Below are 18,794 nucleotides of genomic sequence, written 5' to 3'. Positions count from 1 at the left end.
CCATGCAGTTCGATGTCGAGACCCCGCTGAAGGGGTACAACGGCGCGGTCGGAGCCGTCACGTTCGTCGACGGCCGCGCCCGCGTCACCAGCGACCAGCGCGCGGAGCTGGCCTACTTCCGCCGCCACGACTACAAGATCACCCCCGTGGCGGAGTCGGCGGGGAAGCCGGCCGACGCCGCCGCCCAGCGCCAGGGCGAGCCGTACGAGCCCACGGGGGACGGGACGGGCGAGGGCTTCGACGCCTCCGCCCTCACCGCCGCGGCGGCGAAGGCCGCCGAGACGGCCAAGCCCAGCGGCACCGACGAGGACGGCCCGGGTGAGCCGCTGCGCAAGCCGGCCAAGAACGCGCCGGTCGCCGCGTGGACCACCTACGCCAAGCAGCTCGGCGCCACCGACGAGGAGCTGGGCGGCAAGACCAAGAACGAGCTCGTCGAGCTCGTCGACCAGTACGAGCAGAGGGAGGTCGGCCCGTGACGGTCCACGGCCGATACACCGGAGTCCTCGCCGACTCCCCGGTCTTCGACGACCCGTTCAACGCCCTGCCCGGCATCGACCGCGACACCACGTTCGCGCGCACCAACATCCCGATCTGGGCGGCCTCGGCCGACCTGACCGCGACCGGCACCGGGGTCGCGATCGGCACGCGGATCTGGCTGGCGCGCGGCGACCTCGTCACCAACCTGGCGTTCACCTCCGGCGCCACCGCCGGCGCGACGTACACGCACTGGTGGCACGCCCTCTACTCGCCGGACGGGGAACTGCTCGCGCAGACCGCCGACCAGGTCGACGCGGCGTGGGGCGCCGACACCACCAAGCGCCTCGCCCTCGCTGGCGGCCCGGTGAAGATCAAGTCGGCGGGCTGGTACATCGCCGCGACCGCGGCCGCCGCCGCGACCGTCCAGACCCTGGCCGGCGCGGCGGCGCGCGCCTCGACCGCGACCGTGCACACCGGGTCGAAGGCGGCCGGGTTCACGTTCGGGTCCGGGCTGGGCGCCACCGCCCCCGCCACGACCGGCACGCAGACCGCGGTCGCGAAGATCCCGCTCGTCGTCGTCTCCTGACGCGAGCCCCTGAACGTGCCGGGCTCGGCCTGACCAGGCTGCGCCTCCACGGACCCCCGAGCCGTCCGGCCTCGTGCCCGGCGGGCTGGGCCCGGCACCCCTACACCCCTTGTTCGGCCACGAATGCCTCAGGAGGCCCCTCCCATGGCCCGTACCGTCCTCACCGCGACCGCGCTCACCGCGACCGGCGTCGTCCCGGCGCCGGTCACCCCGTCCGTCGACGGTGTCTCGTTCAGGAACACCGGCCGCTGCTTCCTGATGGTCACCAACGGCTCCGCCTCCTCGATCAACGTCACCCCCGTGATCGGCCGCCAGGTCAAGGGCCTGTCGGTGACGTCGCCGCCCACCGCGGTCGCCGCCGGCACGACGGCGTTCTTCGGGCCGTGGGACGACGACTACGAGCAGCCCGGCGGCAAGGACACGATGTTCGTCGACTTCTCCGCCGTCACCAGCGTCGACGTGGTGCTGCTGGAGATGCCGCGATGAGGCTCACCGACCGCGTCGAGCAGGTCGTCATGGCCGTGATCGAGGGGCACGCGGCGCTGGCCGGCTGCGAGGTCGACCACCAGGTCCAGATCATCCACCAGCAGACGCCCGGGGCGCAGCCGACGCCGATGCTGTGGATCTCCCTGTCGGTGCGGTCCCTCGCGCTGGGGGAGTGGCTGTTCTACGACCCGATCATCTCGGCCGACCTGCACCCCGAGCCCGCACAGCTCACCCAGCTCGTCCGACGGGCGCTGGCGGCTCTCGCTGCCGCCCGCAACCAGCAGGCCCAGGACCACGTGCCGTCGTTTACGGGCGCGAGCCGGATGACCAGGCTGCCCGAGGCGAGGCCGGCGCGCCTGCCGGCCCCGGCCCGGCCCCTCACGACAGGCCCCTAATGGTTGCGTACGCAACAACCGGCGATCTCGCGGAGTTCCTCAACACCATCCCCGTCTGGCCAGGTGCCGAACGGCACCTGGAGCAGGCGTCCGAGGACATCGACGAACTCCTCATCGGCGCTGTCTACGACGTCGATGCCAACGAGCTACCCACCGACCCGAAGGTCAAGGCCGCGATCATACGCGCCACCTGCGCCCAAGCCCACTACATTCGAGAGTGCGGCGACGAGACCGGCGGAAAATCCCAGTTCACCAGCGTCCACGTCGGGTCGATGGGCTACTCCCGCAACCGCCTCATCTCCGAGAGCGGAACCCGAAAGTCCTCGAAATACAGTGACCGGGCTATCGCGATCCTAAGGGTCGAACGACTCTTGCTCGTCAGTTCGCGAATTTATTGACTCGGCCCAATAGTCATCTTCGAGAACTGAGATCCGTTTGTGTAGTACGTGGAGCTGCTTTGTGGACTTCGCCTGGATGCGTCGATACCGTTCGATGGCTCCGCTTATTCGGTAAGCCAGTTTGCTGCCTTCATGGGCATCGGCTAGTTGCGCCTCGTGTTCATTGAGGATCTTCTGTACCCTAGACAGTCGACCGAGGAGTCGCTCCGATTGCTGTACCAATGCTTCGTATTCGGAGTTAGGGTCAGGCGAAAGTGTTTCCTGTTCATCAAGCTCAGTGGAAGTCGCCCGAGCTTGATCAATCGTCCATGCTTGCTCGATCGTCTCGTCGCTGACCTGGGCGTTGATAAATTGGTTCGCTAGCTCCAAGAACGAGCGAACGTCGACGATATGGAACGGAACGCGAGCGTGTTCCCACAGCTCAGCTGACAACTCTGGGCGGGGCAGCGGTGATCGGCCGCCAGGTTGCTGGATAACCCAGTCCTCCGCCTTCTTCTTCTCGTTGGTCACGAACAGGACGGGGCGTGGAACACGCTTGGCCTCGCGGAGCAGTTGGACCCACAGCACGTAGTCGCCTATGGCCTGCTCGGCAGGCTTCGATGCATCACCGTAGCCGGGCGGGATGCGGCGCTCATAACGGTAAGCAGCTTCTTCTCGCGCCTTCTGTATGTCCTTAGTTGGCGGCCCTACTCGCCCTGCCAACAATTTTTCTAGCTCTGACAGGATAGGGTCTTCGGAAGAGCAGTCGGCTGCTTTGAGGTCGAACTGATAGGATTCTCCAATCTTTGTAGATATCTTTTGTCGAGTCTCGTTGAGAATTTTAACGAGCTCGTCGATCTGCTCTTTTTTAAGGCTCCGCCGACCACCGAAGTCTTCGATTGCGCTCTTGATCTTGTTGAATGATGTGCCGATATCGTTCGTCGTCTTGGTGACGGCGCCGGCGCATTCGTTGATCACGGTAAGGCGGTTCTTCAAAAACTCTTCACCAACACGATGTGGTACCCACAAGTGATCGCCGAGGAGGCTGAGCGTACGGAGGAACTCGGAGCGGCCATGCGGATTTAGTCGGTAGGCATCGAACAAAGCGTTGGTGTCGAACACCACCAGTCCGTCGGTCAAGAACCGTTTGAGTTGGTCGCCCTGGGGCGCTCCGAAGCTCCAAGGGAAGAGAGTGCGGAGCGACGACGCTTCGGTGGCTGATGCGCTGTCACGTGGAGGGTCGTTGGTCACAGGACGAGCGTAGAACGCTGTACTCACTGCGCGCATTGGGTTTCTCCTAGTCGACCAACGTGACTAGCCCGTAGGAACAGTTCTAGGCGCTGGGTGGGGCCACCCACAGCTGTACTCAGGCGTGAGGAGTTTGGAGCGACATCCTCACGTGCCGCACGTGGGCTGCCCTTGAGGTGGCCATACCAGGGCGGAGAGGAGGACGCGTGCTCCCTATCGTGACCGACCTGGTCACCATCGTCCGCGCGGTCAAGGCCGTCGGGTACGGCAACGCGATCACCCTCGACTGGGGGCCCGGTGCTGCCCGGACCACGGTCGAGGCAAATGTCCAACCGGCTGGCAGCAGCGAAGCGACCGACGGCGGCCGTGACCGGATCATCACGCGGATCAGGGTGTTCCTGCACGCCGGGACCGACGTGGTCGCGACTGACCGGATCGAGTGGAAGGGCCACGCCTACGAGGTCGACGGGGACCCGGATCGGTGGCCCGACCCGACCGGCGGCGGCGAACACCACGTCGAGCTGACCGCGACCCACGTCACCGGAGGCTGACGTGGCGGACTGGGACTTCGACTACCAGGCGCTCGCGAACCTCGTGCACGCCGAGGGCGTCCAGGACGCCGTCGACACCGTGGCGGCGGCCGCGGAGGCCGCCGCGGTGAAGGCGTGCCCGGTCAACTGGGCGCGGCTCGTGGCCACCGTGAAGATCGTGCGTGACGGCGCGGGCCGGTGGGTCCAGTACGGCAACGACACTGACGCCTCGTACGCGCCATTCGTCGAGTGGGGCACACGCCCCCACGTCATCACCCCGCGCACGGCGAAGGCGCTGTTCTGGCTCGGCGCCGAACATCCGGTCGCGCGGGTCAACCATCCCGGCACGCTCGCGTTCCGTGTGATCACGGGCGCTGCCACCCAAGCAGCAATAGGAGCGTGATCGTGGCCACCGACCTTCATGTGGCGTTCTGGTGCACCATCAACGGCCGCCGGCACGTGCCGGGCGACGAGGTGACCGTCGAGGACGACGACCAGGCCGCGATGCTGATCCAGGACGGCCTGTGCCGCCGCGCCGACACCCACACCCCCGGCGAGGAAGGCAGCGCCGGCGGCGCGGCCGAGCCGGACGGCCACCCGGACACCGACAGGGGCGGCGCGCTCGTGGTGAAGCCGGACCGCTCAGCACCCAAGGGCGCATGGGTGGACTACGCGATCAGGCAGGGGATGCCCGAGAACGAGGCCCGCGCCGCGTCCAAGCCGGCGCTGATCGCCAGCTACGACCCCGACCCCGACCCCGACCCGGGCGCGGCGCTCGGCGGCCCCCAGTAGCGCGGAGCGGAAAGGGGATGAGGCGGCGTGGAGCTGGTCGAGTGGCCCGACGCTGAACTCTTCGCCGTCGACTACCTCACCGAGGTACTCGAGGGCGTCTGGTCGTGCAACCGGCTCCCGCCCGCCGAGGAGTTCGACGTGCGGCTCCCGATCGTCGATGTGACCCGCGGCCCCGGTACCCGAACCGGGTGGACGTGGTCGGACGGGTACCTGCGCGATGAGCCCTCGCTCGACCTGGACGTCTGGGCCGCTGACCCGGAGCAGGGCGCCCGGACCGCTTCCCGGCTGATCGCCGCGCTCACCGCTATCGAGGGCTACCGCGCGCACGGCGCTGTCGCTGGCCGCGTCAAGAACCTGGCCGGGCCGTCCCCGCGCCCGGATGTGTCCCAGAACATCACCCGGCTCGGCGTCACCGCCACAGTGCCGCTGCGCCTCACCTGAACGCTTGGCCTAACCCGCGAACCCTGGCCAACCCGCGAGCAAACACCGACCCCGCCACACGTGGCGGGTTTTTTCATGCCCGCACACCTGGAGGAGCGGATGGGCAACACCAACAACGTCAGCGCAGGCTCGAAGGGGTACGCCTACTTCGCCGCGATCGGCACCACGGCCCCGACCGACTTGACCTCGACGTGGCCGACCGGATGGGGCGAAGCCGGCATCATCACCGACGAGGGGCTCACCGAGGCGCTCGCGCAGGAGATGGTCACCCACATGGGGTGGGGCATCTCCGGCCCGATCCGCCGCGAGCCGAAGGACCGCACGACCACCTTCAAGCTCACCCTCACCGAGACCACGGCGATGGCGCTCCAGCTGTACTACAGCGTGCCGATCGCCGACATGGAGGTCATCGGGACCGGCGCCGACGCCGGCGTCGCGTTCGACGACCCCGAGACCGCGAGCATCATCTCGATCGCGCTGGGCCTGGACGTGATCGACTCCCAGACGGGCAGGCACTTCCGCTACATCGTGCCGCGCGCCGAGGTGTCCGACCGGGACAACATCACCGACAACGCCGACAACCTGCACGCCTACGGCCTGACCTTCACCGCGATGGTGCCGGTCTCGGGCGGCACCCCGGTGCGCCGCATGATCTCCAAGGTCCCCATCCCGGCCTGACGCCCGGCCACCGACCAGTGGCCGGGGGCGTCCTTTCGCGGGTGGCGCCCCCGGCCACTGCACCACCCCCGCCCTGACCCGCGACCCCTGACCAACCCGGGCCGGTGCCGCGCGCCGGCCCGCTACCCGCGAGGAGCAACCTCATGACCAAGCCCCGCAAGGTCTACAAGCTCGCCGAACGGCGCCGGGAGCGCGCCGAAGCGTTCGGCGGCGACAGCTACCCGATCGAGGGCCTCGACGGCGAAATCGTCGAGATCCCCTACATGTCGTTCTGGCCCGAGCAGCTGACCAAGAAGGTGTACGGCGACGACTACCCCGGCGACATCGAGGTCCTGCGCCTGGCGATCAGCGAGACGTGGCCGGAGGAGCCCGAGCGGCTGGAGGCCTTCGAGCGCCTCGGCCTCCAGACCGGCGACGTCGTCGAGATCATCACCGAGGTCCTGAAGGTGGCGCCCGGCGCCGAGAACAGCGACGAGGACGACGACGCGGCCGCCTCGACGGCGAAGGCCAAGACCGGGAAGAAGCCGAGCGGGGCGGGAAAGTCGCGCAGCTCCTCCGCGCGGTAGAGGAGCACGGGCCGCTGCTGCACGCCGACCTCTCCCACTTCTTCCCCGGCCGCGGCAGCGAGGTCCTGGTGGACTGGCGGCAGCAGAAGATCCCACTCATCGAGCTGTACGGCATGTGGGAGTGGCTCCCGGCCACCTCCGCGGTCAAGACCCGGCTCGCCGGGATCGTCGACGACCGCCGCTGGGGCGACGCCGAGTGGATGCAGGCGGCGCAGACCACCTACCTCCAAACCCTCCTGCAGATCGCGTGGATCGGGTTCCGCCTCGAAGGTGACGTGCCGCAGTACTCGCCCGTGCGGACGCCCCGCACCCGCGAGGACATCGCGGCGGAGCGGCTGGAGGCCGCCGCGGCGGCCGAGGCCGAACGGGTTCAGGCGGCCCGCATGGACTACCTACGCACGCTCCGGCCCCCGCCCGGCACGCACAACCTCCGCCCGACGTTCGGCCGCTGACCGGCCGCGCGCCCGCCCACGAGCAGAACGGGAAAGGGGGTGCGCGCGATGGCCGATCACGACGGCGGCCGGGTTCGGATGCGGATCGAGCCCAGCATCAACCCGACCCAGTTCGGGCGGGAGATCCACGACCGGCTCGACGGCACGGTCACCGAGGTCGGCGCGAAGCTCGGGCGGCGACTCGGCAAGGCCATGTCCGAGGGCGCCAAGAAAGGATTCGTCGTCGGCGACGTCGTCGAGGCGGTCCGCAAGTCCGGCGCCCGGGTATCGGAGGAGGCGGGGAAGGTCGGCCGCCGCGCCGGCCGGGAACTCGCACGCGAACTGAAGACCGAGCTTCAGGAACGGCTACGCAACGTCCAGATCCCGCCCGTCACGGTCAAGGCGAAGGTCGAAGTCGACAGCGAGAGCCTCACCCGCGCGCGGCGCCGCATCGCCGACATCGGCCCTGTCGGTGTCCGGATCGAACCGCAGCTCGACCCCTACCACCTGGACCGGGTCCGCGGCCGCCTCGCGGGACTCGGACCCGTCCAGGTCGGGGTGAGCGTCAAGCTCGATGAGTGGAGCGAGGCCCTCGTCCGCCGCCGCCTCGCGACGATCGGCAAGGCCCGCGCGATCGTCGAGGTCAAGCTCGACGAATGGAGCCTGGAGAGGGTCCGGCAGCGGATCGCCGGACTCGGCCCCTTCCAGGTCACCATCAACGCCGACCTCGACACCGCCGCGGCGATGGCGCGGCTGCTCCTGCTGCGGCAGGAGGCCGACCGGCTGTTCTCTCGCGGCATCAACCTCAACGCCGGCGTCAACACCGGCGCGGCGTCCGGGCAGCTGCGGAGCCTAGCCCTGCAACTCGCCGCGATCACCGCGATCCCGCTCGGCACCAGCCTCGCCGCCGGGATCGGTGCGCTCGCGGCCGGGTTCACCGCGGCGACCGCCGGCGCGGCCGGGTTCGCCGCCGTCGCGATCCCCGGCGTCCGGAAGGTCGCCGAGGCGCTCCAGGCGCAGAAAGCCGTCCAGGACGCCGTCAACACCTCCACATCGACGGGAGTCAACACCGCCGACCAGGCGCGGCTGCGCGCCCTCCAGATGGTCGGCGCGGAACAGCAGGTCGCCAACGCCAAAGCGCAGGCCCGCACCGCCGAAGAGGCACTGACCACGGCGCGCCGCGACGCGCGACGCGCCATGGAAGACCTCACCAACCAGGTGCGGTCCGGGGCGCTCGCCGAACGCAGCGCGACGCTCCAGCTCCAGGAGGCGCGCGAGAACCTCGACCGGACCCTCGCCGACCCCAAGGCGACCGAGCTGGCCCGCCAGCAGGCGCAGCTCGCCGTCGACGAGGCGCTCCAGCAGCTCGACGAGCAGCGCCTGGCGACCAAGCGGCTCCGCCAGGACAAGGCCGCCGCGGACCGCGCCGGCATCAACGGGTCCCAGCAGGTCAAGTCGGCGCAGCAGCAGCTCACCCAGGCGCTCCAGCAGGTCGGAGACGCGCAGCGGCAGATCACTGCGCTGCAGATCCAAGACCGGATGGCGCAGCGGCAGGCGGCCGCCGCGGCCAACACCAACACCGCGGCGCAGCAGAAGCTCACCAAGGTGATGGGGACGCTGTCCCCGGCCGAGCGTGGGCTCCTAGACGACTGGGAGAAGTTCCGCGGCGTCTACAAGGCGTGGGTGCGGGACCTCGAACCCGACGCCCTTCCCGTCCTCGGCCGCGGCCTCGACATCATCGGCCGCAACCTCAACCGGGCGACCCCCTTGGTGAAGGGCGCCTCCAAGGCGTTCGACGTCCTGCTGGACCGCGCCGAGGCCGGCCTGAAGGGCGAGTTCTGGACCGAGTTCATCAAGGGCGTCGGGATCGAGGCGCCGGTCGCGATCGTCCAGTTCGGCAGCATCTTCGGGCACACCATCACCGGCATGGCAGGCGTGCTCAACGCGTTCATCCCCGAGGTCGAGGACGTGCTCGACGTCTTCGACTCGGGAGCCCAAAGGTTCGAGGACTGGGGGAAGTCCCTCGCCGGCTCCAGCGGGTTCCGCGACTTCATGGACTACGCCAGAGCCAACGGCCGGATCGTCGCCGAGGACGTCGGCGCCATCGGCCATGCGCTGCTGGAAGTCGGCAAAGCGGTCGCGCCCGTCACGATGGTGTACACGGCCGGGATCAAGCCCCTCGCCGAGGGCACCGCCGCCCTCGCCGAGCAGACCCCGATCCTGTTCCAGTACGGGGCCGCGCTCCTGATCGCGGCGAAGGCCGCCAGGATGCTCGGCATCACCAGCCTCATCGCCGGGTTCACCGGAGCGGGCGCCGCCGCAGGCGCGGCGGGCGCCGGCATGCTGCGGCTGGGGGCGATCCTGCGGAGCGTGGGCGCCTGGATGATGGGGGTGTCGGCGCAGGCCGCCACCACCCGCACCGCGCTCCTCGGGCTCGGTAAGGCCGCCGGGATCCTGCTGACGTTCTATGCCGCGAGCCAGGCCATCAACCACTTCGCCGGGTCAGCGCAAGACGCCAAACCCCGGGCCGACGAACTCGCTGACGCGCTGGTCAAGCTCGGCCGTACCGGAGAGATGACCGACCCGCTGCTCCGCCAGTTCGGCGACGGTCTCGGCGACCTGGGCGAGCAGGCCCGCAAGGCCACCGACCCGACCACCAGCGAGCAGATCGCGAACTGGGGCTCCACGATCGTCAACGCCCTGTACGGGCAGGCGGGCATCACCGAGCAGATCAAGAACAACTACCGCGGCCTCGACCAGGCGCTGAAGGGCCTGGCCGAGAACGGCCGCGCGGGCGAGGCGAAAGCCGCGTTCGATCAGCTCTCGGCGGCGCTGAAGAGGAACGGCCTGGGCGTCAACGAGATCAACGCGCTGCTCCCGGAGTACACGCGGCTGCTGTACTACGGCGGCGGTGCGGCAGGATCGCTCAACTCCCGGCTCCAGGCGCAGAACCGGGAACTGGCCGTCAACGCGAACCGGTTCATGACCTCCCAGCAGGAGATCATCGACTTCAGCAACGCGCTCAACTCGGGCCGTGAAGCGCTGAACCGCAACGGACGCGCATTCGCCGGCAACTCGCGCGCGGCCCTCGACAACCGCCAGCAGATCATCAACGCCGCGCGGGTCCTGAACCAGTACAGCGATCAGCTGGTGAACAACAACCAGGTCACCGACAAGAACCTCGCACGGCTCAGGAGGCAGCGCGAGCAGCTCATCGACATGGCCGAGAAGTTCACCGGCTCACGGAAGGAGGCCAAGAAGTACGTCGACCAGCTCCTGCACATCCCACCCAAGGCCAGCACCGACGTGACGGTGAACGCCAAGGGCAGAATGTCGATGAAGGGGCTGGACAAGCTGTACGAGGGCAACCCCGCCCTCCGTAACCTGCTCGGGCCCATCCTCGGGCACGCCGGCGGCGGCTACATCGCCGGGCCCGGCGACCCGCGCGGCGACGGGCTCCTGACCCGCATCTCGCCCGGCGAGATGGTCATCAACGCCGTGGCGACCGCCCGGCACCTGCCGACCCTCGCCGCGTGGAACGACGAGGGCAACAAGGGCACGATCTACAAGGGCAAGGGGTACGCGGGCGGCGGGATCCCCAAGCCGGCCGCATGGACCCTGCCGGGCGGCGCCGAGTCCTGGACCCCGCCGGGCTACGCGGGCGGCGGCATCCCGAAAACCCTGACCGCGGCGTCGTACAAGCGCAGCTACCGCTACGACGACCAGGACGCCGCGGTGGCGCTCGCCAAGGCCACCCGCGCGAACGCGTCGATGCTGGCCGGGGCGATCACCTACGCCGCTGGTCAGACCTCGATCGCGGCCGGGCTCATCCAGCAGGCCCTGGCCAGCGGACCGGGGAACAAGGCCGTCCAGTTCGCGGTGCAGCAGCTCGGCGAACCGTACCGGTGGGGCGCGACCGGCCCCGACCAATGGGACTGCTCGGGCCTCACCCAGGCGGCATGGCGCGCCGCCGGCGTGAACATCCCTCGCGTCACCTACGACCAGATCGCGTCCGGCACACCCACCAGCCGCGCCCAGGCGGTCCCCGGAGACCTGTTCTTCCCCCACACCGGCCACGTCATGATGGTCACGGGCATGGGCGGGTCGAAGGCGCTGATCCACGCCCCCCGCACCGGGGACGTGGTGCGGTACGCGCCGTGGCGGTCCGGAGGCACCTTCCGGCACATCGGGTCCAGCGCGCCGGTCGGCTGGGGCGGCGGCACCCCGAAGGCGTACGCCAGGGCCCAGTTCAGCGAGTTCGGGTGGGGCGCCAACCAGTGGTCCCCGCTGAACTCGCTGTGGGAGCGGGAGTCCGGCTGGCGCTGGAACGCCCGCAACAAGAGCAGCGGCGCGTACGGGATCCCGCAGGCGCTCCCACCCGAGAAGATGGCGTCGGCGGGCCGGGACTGGATGACGAACTGGGCGACCCAGATCAACTGGGGGCTCGGCTACATCCACGGCCGGTACGGGTCCCCGGCCGGGGCGTGGCGGCACTCCCAGCGCACCGGCTGGTACGCGCGCGGCACCAACGGTGCGGCGCCCGGCCTGGCCTGGGTCGGTGAGGAAGGCCCCGAGCTCGTCCGTTTCAAGGGCGGCGAAACCGTCTACCCGCACGAGGAGTCGATGCGGATCGGCCGGCAGATCGCGCACGGGTACGCATCCGGGACCCCGTCGCGGGCGCGGCTCAAGCCCGTCCAGGCGGACCTGAAGGACCTCACCAAGGACCTCACCAGCTCGGTCGGGAAGATCAAGGCCGCGCTGAAGGACCTGACGTCCGACATCACCAAGGCCTACAAGGGCATCCGCTCCACCACCGACAACCGGCTCAACGCCTACGTCACCCGCCAGGGCAAGCAGCTGCAGAACCTCGCCGCCCGGCGGGACAAGCTCGCGTCCTCGATCAGCGCGGGCAAGGCCCTGGCGAAGGAATCAACCGAGTCGGCGCGGGAGTTCGCGAGCCTCACCGGCCTCCCGACCGGCCTCCAGGCCGACGCGAGCGGCCTGTACGCGGAAGGGGAGGTGTTCAACGCCAAGGGGATCATCGGCGGTCTCCAGACCCGCGTGAAGCAACTCAACGCCTTCAAAGCGAACCTGGCCAAGCTCGCCAAGCTCGGGGTGTCCAAGGAGCTGATCTCCCAGATCATCGCCGCCGGCCCCGACCGGGGAGCCGCCTACGCCCAGGCCCTCGCCGACGCCACACCCCAGCAGGTCAAGGAGCTGAACGCCGCACAGAAGGCGATCGGCAGCGCGGCGACCAACGTCGGTAAGCAGGCCGGCGACGCCATGTACGACGCCGGCTCGCAAGCCGGCCGAGGGTTCCTGGCCGGGTTGGAGGCGGAGAAGAAGGCCATCGAGCGGGCGATGGGCCGGATCGCCAAGGCGATCCGCGACCAGATCCGCAGGGCGCTGAAGATCCGTTCTCCCTCGCGGGTGATGGCTGAACTCGGCGAGCAGGTCGGCGCCGGGCTCGCGCTCGGCATCGACACCAGCCTGATCGAGGTGAAGACGTCGGTCGACCGCATGGCCGGCCTCGTCGTACCGACCCCTGTCCCCGCCGCCGCGCCCTCGACCCCGGCGCCGGCCCAGGCAGGGCGGGGCGGTCTCACGATCGAGGAACTCCACATCCACGAGGTCACCGACAAGGCCACCCGGCAGGCCGTCACCGACGCGCTCCACGACGTGTACGTCCTGCACCGGCCGCTGCTGTGACATCAGCGCGCGAGCGCGAGGGAAGGAGGGCAGGGCCGCATGCCGATCATGGCGCAGCGGATCAGCGACGTCGGGCAGGGCGGCCCTGCCCAGTCCCTGACGACGGTGAAGTGGACCAGCCCGCTCGGCCGGGTCACGCACCTGTCGGACTGGCCCACCGGGTACCTGGTGCAGCCAGGCGCACGGGGGTTGGACATGCCGACCTTCAAGGCGTACGAGACCGAGTCCCCGCAGATCCACGGGAACCGCCGCACCGGCACCAAGGCCAACGCACGCGAAATCATGATCCCGGTCGTCATCTACTCCCATGACGGCCGGGCCGCGTTCCTGGAGCGCAAGCGGCAACTGCTGAAGGATCTGTCGCCCCTGGACGGCGACGGCGGCCGCGGCACCCTGACGTTGACCGAGCCGGACGGGTCCTCCCGCTCGATCACCGCGATCTACGCCTCGGGCGCGGAAGGGTCGGAAGACCTGGACGCGGCGGGGCGCCGCTGGACCGCGTACGGGCTGACCTGGACGTGCGAGTCCCCGTTCTGGGAGGGGAAACCGTTCGGCCGGTCCTTCCGCGCCGGCGTCGTTGAGAACTTCTTCCCCTCCGGCGTGCCGTGGGAGGTGGCGGACTCCCAGGTCCTCGGCGCCGACGTGCGGATCTTCAACCCTGGTGACGTGCAGGCGTTCCCGGTGTGGACCCTCCGCGGCCCGATGGAGTCGGCGACCTTCACCCACCCCGCCGCCGGGACATGGACGCTCACCCGAACGCTCGCCCTGGGCGACGTCGCTGTGATCGACACCCGAGAACGGATCAAGACGGCGCTCCTGAACGATGCCGTGGACCTGTGGCCGAACATCGACGAAGCCGCCGTGCTGTGGCCGCTGCTGTCCGGCGAGAACCGCGTGGACCTGGTCGTCACAGGCTCCACCCCCGACACCGTCGTCGAGTTCGAGGTCACGCCCCGCTACCTGTCCGCCTGACCTGCCGCCAGGCGCGCACGGGCGGGCCCGCGCCACGGAAAGGAGGTGCGGTTGTTCGCGCTGAAGATGCGCCGCGGCACGGACCTGAAACCGATCGGCGAGCTCGACGACTACACCAGCATGCAGGCCATCCCGCGGCACAACGCGGTCGGAGCGTGGAAACTCACGATCGGCGCCGACTCCGCCAAGGCCGCCCGCCTGGTCGAGGGCAACGGCCTCATCATCCGTTACAACGGTGCCCGGGTCATGTCCGGCGACATCACCTCCGTCGACTCGGCGCAGACCCGCGATGACGGCGACGCCGGCACCCTCACCGTGTCGGGCGTCGACGACAACAACCTGCTGAAGCAGGCCACGGTGTGGCCGAACCCGAGCGCCGACGACGCCCACCAGACGGACGGAACCTACAAGGTCAGCGGCCCGGCTGAAACAGTCCTGCGGACCCTCGTCGACGTCAACATCGGCCCGTCCGCCCGCACCGGCCGCCGCGTCCCGGATCTGACCCTCGCCCCCGACCTCGCGCGCGGCCCAACGGTCACCAAGCAGATCCGCCAGTTCGCCAACCTGCTGGACGTCCTGGCCGACATCGCTAACACCGCCGGCCTCGGATTCCGGATCGTGCAGGTCGGCACCGGCCGCCGCTTCGAGCTGTACGAGCCCCAGGACTCCGGCGTCGTGTTCTCCTTCGGGCGCGGAAACCTCGAGGACGTCTCCTACTCCAAGCAGCCCCCGACGTGCACGTGCGCGATCGTCGTGGCTGGCGGCAGCAGCTCACCGCGCGTGGTGAAGGAGTACACCCGCGCGGACGTGCTCGTTCCGGGGTTGCGGATCGAGCAGTTCGTCGACCGCACTGACGTCGACACCGGCTCGGTCGACCTGGCCGCCCAGATGGACCAGGCCGCAGACGAGGCCCTTACCGCGGGCGCGCGCCAGGCGTCGCTGTCACTCACCCCGATCGACACCGAACAGTGCCGGTACGGCGTCCAGTACAACGTCGGCGATCGAGGCACGGCCATGGTCCGCGGAGAGGCGCTCACCGACACCATCCGCGAGGTCGTCCTGAACTCCGACAGCGCCAGCGGCGCAACGGTCAAGCCGGTCATCGCCACTCCGGACGCCACCGACCCCAAGAACCCCCTGAGCTCCCTGATGCAGGTCATGGCCGGCATCAACCGGCGGCTCCGCAGCGTGGAAACGAGGGTGCCCCAATGACCGAACGCTCCTACCCGTTCGGCTCCTCCAAGATCAACACCGAGGACGAGTTCTCCCGGATGATGATGTGGGCCGCGCCGGACGGGGTGTGCGGCACGCCCGCCGACACCGCGCTCCGCCCCGTCGCCAACGGATCAGGCGTGGTCATCGTCCCGCCCGGCGAGGCCTTCGTACGCGGCCAGAAGTACCTGCTGGACGAGGCCAAGCAGCTCCCGATCCCCAACAACACCACCGGCGCACTGCGGCGCGACTGGATCGTCCTGCGCAACGATCCCTCCAACGACCGGATCACCGCCGAGTACAAGCTGGGCGGAGCGACGCTCCCGCCGCTGACACGCGACTGGAGCAGCGTCTGGGAGGTGCCGCTGGGGTACGGCGCGGTCGAGGCCGGCACCAGCGTGATGCAGCCCTCAGCGATGACCGACGCCCGGTGGTTCACCGGGTGGACGCTCGCGCCGTCGGTGCCCGCTTCGCGGCCCGATCCCAGCAAGGGCCGCGCCCTGATCGAAGAGGGCGTGCTGTTGCTGGGCGACGGCGCGTCCTGGAAGCCGGCCACGATCGAGGGCGAGGCGCCGGTCGCGCTCGCGACCAAATGGCCCAAGGTGGAATCGTCGGCGGTCAACCAGGTGACGCGGTCCGGGCGGCACGTGGAGATCACCCTGAACGTGAAACGGGCGACTGACCCGTACTACGGCACCGACCCCCTCGGCTCCCCACTGGGCACGATTCCGGCCCTGTACCGGCCCGGCTCCACCCGCTGGTTCGCGGTGCACATCACCCCCAACAACTATGCGCGGGTCCAGGTCCGCAGCGACGGCGGTATCTGGGTCGACAACCCCACCAGCAAGGTCGACGTGGACCGGGTCCTGCGCTGCACCCTCACCTATCTGCTGGAGGTCGGGCGTTGAGCGAGGCGATCCCTGAGGAGCGGCACTGGTTCGGGGGGACACCCGCGGACTGGACCTTCGACGCCGGGCAGGGCAACATCCCGGTCCTGGTCGGTGGTGCCGAACTGACGATGTGGTCGGAGTTCACGGCCGGGACCCGCTACGAGGACCTCCTCGACGACAGCGGCGACACGATCACCAAGGTCATGTCGGGGCAGGGCGGCGGCAGCGGGATCCCGGTCGGGGTCGTGCCGCGCTTCCAGGGCCCGCCCGGCGTCACCGCGCTGTGGGTGGACGGCGGCAAGGGCTACCGGTACCTGCTGGTCGCTACCGACCTGGGCGGCCTGGCCCGCCGCGTCACCATCCTGGAGCAGACCGTCGCGGCGCAGCAGACGCTGCTGTCGTACACCGCGTACGCCCTCAAGTACGACCCGGCCGCCGGTGCATACCCGCCGATCCCCGAGCAGCTGGCCGGCCAGAAGTACCTGCTGTGGATCGGGCCGCCCACGCCGCAGACCGCGCGGGTCAAGGACCTGCACATCCCCACGAAGGAGTAGCCGGGTGCCGATCGCTGTGTCGCAGCTGACGTCGCAGGGGTGGCAGTCCCTGACCGGGGGCGGGTCGATGGAGCCGGCCAGCACCCTGCTGGTAGGCGCCGCGTCCTACCATGCGCCGCTGACGTCCAAACGGTCGTGGACCGAGGTGCTGGAACCGCAGGTCGGCCCCATGACGATCCGCCGGTCGTACGAGTCGGAGGCCACCGGCATCCCCACCTCCTGGGCGGTGAGCGAGGCCTCGATCGACGTCGCGAAGTATGCGTCGGTGCACTCGGTGCGGCCCCCGATCGACCAGTTCATCAGCGGCGCCCACGACGCGCGGCTGCGGACGTTCCTGCGGTCGATCCCCGACGACGGCATGCCCAAGTTCCTCGTCGGCTGGCATGAGGCCGACTCCAAGGTGCGGCGAGGGAACTACACCCGCGCCCAGTACATGACCGCGATCCGCCGGTTCGCCGACATCGTCCACAACGAGCAGATCCCCAACACGTACGTGACGCCGTGCTGGACGGCGTGGCTATGGCACGACCCCGCCAAGGGCGCGGGGCAGCCCGAGCAGTGGTGGCAGGACAGCGTCTACGACGTGCTGAGCGTGGACTACTACGACGACACCCCCTCGGCGATGTTCGACCCGGTGGTGATCTACGCGGCGGCGCACGGCGTGCCCTGGGCGGTCGCCGAAACCGGGTGGACCAGCCAGACGGTCAAAGCCCAACGCATCACCGACACCGCTACCTACTGCGCCACTCACGCCGCCGGCGGCTGGCCGTCGGCGGCGTTCATGTGCTGGTTCGACTCCGACGTCGGGTTCGACGAGGCGGTGGCAGCGCAGGCGTTCACCCCCACCAGCTCTCCGGCGGCGATCACGGCGGCCAACGCGGCCTGCCAGAAGTACTACCGCAACCCCACCACGCTGACCCTGCGGAGATGACCCATGCCCGAGCCCACCTTCCGCGCTGTGGCATCTGGGACCGGCGCCAACAGCGTGAACGTCACGATCCCCTCAGAGGTGCAGGCCAAGGACGGGATGCTGCTGGTGACGTACGCCAACGTCGACTGCACCATCTCCTCACCGGCTGGATGGCTGCCCGCCAAGGCGCAGCAGAGCCCCGAGACAGACGGGATCACCGCGGCCGTGTGGAAACGGGTCGCGGGCGTCAGCGATCCTGGCGCGACGCTCACGATCACCAACGACGGCACCAGCCCGAAGGCTGGCGCGGTCCTGCTCGCCTACTCAGGCGTCGACCTCACCGACATCGTCCACAAGATCAACTCCCGGTTGGACACCGGCGGCACCGCCAGCGTCCCCACCCCGCAAGTCACCACGACCATCGGTGACTGCCGGGTGGTCGAGGTGTGCGTGGACAAGTCCACCTCGACCACACAGTTCACCGCCCGCCCTGCGGGGAGCACCTCCCGAGCGACAGTGATCGGGACGGGCGGCGGGCATCCCGACATCTCGGCCGTGGAACGGGCCGCGACCACGGCCGGCAATTACGGCGGCGGCACCTTCACCTTGGACGCCAACCAGTCATCGGCGATCACCTACACCATCGCATTGGCACCCAAGCTGAACGTGCAGACAGCCCGCCCCCAGTCGGACGTGACGATCGGTGGCTACACCGCCGAGCCCACGGTGGGGACAGGGGTGCCTCTGGCTGCTCGGATCGGTGAAGCCGCCCGCGACGACGCCACCTACCTGCGGTCCCCGGCTGGACCGACCAGCGCGGTGTACGAGGCGCGACTGAACGCCGTGGAAGACCCCGGCGTCGACACCGGATTCTCCTTCACGGTGGTGCTGTCGTCGGGCGGCGGCGCAACCAGCGCTCAGTGCGAAGTGGCGCTGGTGCAGGGCACGACGGTGATCTCCTCGACGACCTTCACCGACCTGCCTGCGACACCAACCGTCTACACCCTCAACGTCACGGCCCTGGAGGCCGCGAACATCAACGACTTCGGTGACCTGCGACTCCGGTTCACCTCGACGGCGTCCTGATGGCCGAGACCCGCATCCACCACGCCGAGCTGCGCGTCCCGACAATCCCCAACGTCCGGATCCACCACGCCGAGCTGCGGCTCCCGCAGGCCGTCGAGGTCCGCGTCCACCACGCCGAGGTAGTCCTCCCCGCGGCACCCACGGCCACCGTCGGGATCCACTACGCCGCGCTGACCCTGCCGGCGGGGGACCAGGACGTCGTTCCCTCGGGCATCAGGCAACTCGGCGGCAACGACGCGTGGTGGGACTTGGAGCTGCGTCAACGCACCAGCACCAACGAGTGGACGTGACCGAAACGCGTCCGAGCAGAGAGGCCACGCATGCCTGACGAACGAGGCCAAGGAGAGGTCATAAGCCGCCTGGACCGCATCGAGAAGCTGATCCGGGCCGGGCTCGCAGCTCGAGGTCGCCCAGGGCGACGCCAACGCACCCATGAACCTGGCCAGGAGGAGGG

General features: G+C 69.6%; 20 protein-coding genes and 2 pseudogenes. 21 read left to right on the top strand and 1 reads right to left on the bottom strand.

The genetic code is table 11. From position 1 onward, the window contains the following. The first annotated feature begins 2 nt into the window (after window positions 1–2). From FKD65_RS02385 to FKD65_RS02365, 5 genes are all read left to right on the top strand, one after another. Window positions 3–476, top strand: coding sequence for a hypothetical protein (locus tag FKD65_RS02385; RefSeq protein ID WP_141575865.1), 474 nt, complete (start codon window positions 3–5; stop codon window positions 474–476). Next, the gene (locus FKD65_RS02380) at window positions 473–1,063 is read left to right on the top strand and encodes a hypothetical protein (RefSeq protein WP_141575862.1); all 591 of its coding nucleotides are present in this window, start codon (window positions 473–475) and stop codon (window positions 1,061–1,063) included. Before FKD65_RS02385 ends, FKD65_RS02380 begins: the two co-directional genes overlap by 4 nt. Window positions 1,064–1,207: 144 nt before the next feature. Next, complete coding sequence (locus FKD65_RS02375; protein ID WP_141575860.1) at window positions 1,208–1,549, top strand: hypothetical protein; 342 nt, start codon at window positions 1,208–1,210, stop codon at window positions 1,547–1,549. Beyond that, a complete protein-coding gene (locus FKD65_RS02370; protein WP_141575858.1) occupies window positions 1,546–1,944 on the top strand; it encodes a hypothetical protein in 399 nt (132 codons plus the stop codon). The genes FKD65_RS02375 and FKD65_RS02370 overlap by 4 nt, the downstream gene beginning before the upstream one ends. Then, window positions 1,944–2,342 (top strand): hypothetical protein, encoded by a 399-nt coding sequence (locus tag FKD65_RS02365; RefSeq protein ID WP_141575855.1) that lies wholly within the window; start codon window positions 1,944–1,946, stop codon window positions 2,340–2,342. The genes FKD65_RS02370 and FKD65_RS02365 overlap by 1 nt, the downstream gene beginning before the upstream one ends. Here the strand turns inward: FKD65_RS02365 and FKD65_RS02360 are convergent. After that, window positions 2,298–3,572 (bottom strand): PIN-like domain-containing protein, encoded by a 1,275-nt coding sequence (locus FKD65_RS02360; protein WP_141575853.1) that lies wholly within the window; start codon window positions 3,570–3,572, stop codon window positions 2,298–2,300. The genes FKD65_RS02365 and FKD65_RS02360 overlap by 45 nt on opposite strands. A 203-nt stretch (window positions 3,573–3,775) precedes the next feature. Here FKD65_RS02360 and FKD65_RS02355 point away from each other — a divergent pair, with 203 nt between their 5' ends. From FKD65_RS02355 to FKD65_RS02285, 16 genes and pseudogenes are all read left to right on the top strand, one after another. Beyond that, window positions 3,776–4,120 carry a head-tail adaptor protein gene (locus FKD65_RS02355; protein ID WP_168220910.1) on the top strand — a complete coding sequence of 115 codons (345 nt, stop codon included), beginning with the start codon at window positions 3,776–3,778 and terminating at the stop codon, window positions 4,118–4,120. 1 nt (window position 4,121) lies between these two features. Next, window positions 4,122–4,502 (top strand): hypothetical protein, encoded by a 381-nt coding sequence (locus FKD65_RS02350; protein ID WP_141575848.1) that lies wholly within the window; start codon window positions 4,122–4,124, stop codon window positions 4,500–4,502. A 2-nt stretch (window positions 4,503–4,504) separates the two neighbouring features. Further along, the gene (locus FKD65_RS02345) at window positions 4,505–4,891 is read left to right on the top strand and encodes a hypothetical protein (protein WP_141575846.1); all 387 of its coding nucleotides are present in this window, start codon (window positions 4,505–4,507) and stop codon (window positions 4,889–4,891) included. Between the two features lie 27 nt (window positions 4,892–4,918). Continuing rightward, window positions 4,919–5,332: a hypothetical protein gene (locus FKD65_RS02340; protein WP_141575843.1), complete on the top strand. Its 414-nt coding sequence runs from the start codon at window positions 4,919–4,921 to the stop codon at window positions 5,330–5,332. 75 nt (window positions 5,333–5,407) lie between these two features. Then, window positions 5,408–6,010: a phage tail protein gene (locus FKD65_RS02335; RefSeq protein WP_141575841.1), complete on the top strand. Its 603-nt coding sequence runs from the start codon at window positions 5,408–5,410 to the stop codon at window positions 6,008–6,010. Between the two features lie 143 nt (window positions 6,011–6,153). Beyond that, window positions 6,154–6,576, top strand: coding sequence for a hypothetical protein (locus FKD65_RS02330; protein WP_141575839.1), 423 nt, complete (start codon window positions 6,154–6,156; stop codon window positions 6,574–6,576). A gap of 68 nt (window positions 6,577–6,644) precedes the next feature. Next, window positions 6,645–7,028: a hypothetical protein gene (locus tag FKD65_RS02325; protein ID WP_141575837.1), complete on the top strand. Its 384-nt coding sequence runs from the start codon at window positions 6,645–6,647 to the stop codon at window positions 7,026–7,028. A 48-nt stretch (window positions 7,029–7,076) separates the two neighbouring features. Continuing rightward, window positions 7,077–11,162, top strand: a pseudogene (locus tag FKD65_RS46520) (NlpC/P60 family protein); the annotation flags it as partial. Window positions 11,163–11,225: 63 nt separating this feature from the next. Continuing rightward, window positions 11,226–11,522, top strand: a pseudogene (locus FKD65_RS45310) (lytic transglycosylase domain-containing protein); the annotation flags it as partial. A gap of 1,233 nt (window positions 11,523–12,755) precedes the next feature. Beyond that, entirely contained in the window at window positions 12,756–13,688 is a 933-nt protein-coding gene (locus FKD65_RS02315; protein WP_141575835.1) for a phage tail domain-containing protein, read from the top strand. A 51-nt stretch (window positions 13,689–13,739) separates the two neighbouring features. Next, complete coding sequence (locus FKD65_RS02310; RefSeq protein ID WP_205718516.1) at window positions 13,740–14,900, top strand: siphovirus ReqiPepy6 Gp37-like family protein; 1,161 nt, start codon at window positions 13,740–13,742, stop codon at window positions 14,898–14,900. Beyond that, window positions 14,897–15,808, top strand: a complete 912-nt coding sequence (locus FKD65_RS02305; RefSeq protein ID WP_141575831.1) for a hypothetical protein — start codon at window positions 14,897–14,899, stop codon at window positions 15,806–15,808. Before FKD65_RS02310 ends, FKD65_RS02305 begins: the two co-directional genes overlap by 4 nt. Beyond that, window positions 15,805–16,344, top strand: coding sequence for a hypothetical protein (locus FKD65_RS02300; protein ID WP_141575829.1), 540 nt, complete (start codon window positions 15,805–15,807; stop codon window positions 16,342–16,344). The genes FKD65_RS02305 and FKD65_RS02300 overlap by 4 nt, the downstream gene beginning before the upstream one ends. Window positions 16,345–16,348: 4 nt before the next feature. Then, window positions 16,349–17,275 carry a hypothetical protein gene (locus FKD65_RS02295; RefSeq protein WP_141575827.1) on the top strand — a complete coding sequence of 309 codons (927 nt, stop codon included), beginning with the start codon at window positions 16,349–16,351 and terminating at the stop codon, window positions 17,273–17,275. Window positions 17,276–17,353: 78 nt separating this feature from the next. Further along, window positions 17,354–18,340 (top strand): hypothetical protein, encoded by a 987-nt coding sequence (locus tag FKD65_RS02290; protein ID WP_141575824.1) that lies wholly within the window; start codon window positions 17,354–17,356, stop codon window positions 18,338–18,340. Continuing rightward, window positions 18,340–18,630, top strand: a complete 291-nt coding sequence (locus tag FKD65_RS02285) for a hypothetical protein (RefSeq protein ID WP_141575822.1) — start codon at window positions 18,340–18,342, stop codon at window positions 18,628–18,630. The genes FKD65_RS02290 and FKD65_RS02285 overlap by 1 nt, the downstream gene beginning before the upstream one ends. The last annotated feature ends 164 nt before the right edge of the window (window positions 18,631–18,794 follow it).

It is taken from the genome of Actinomadura sp. WMMA1423 (genome assembly GCF_006547145.1).
GTDB lineage: Bacteria > Actinomycetota > Actinomycetes > Streptosporangiales > Streptosporangiaceae > Spirillospora.
Note: the sequence above shows the minus strand (reverse complement) of the source record. Positions and strands in the feature narration are given on the sequence as shown.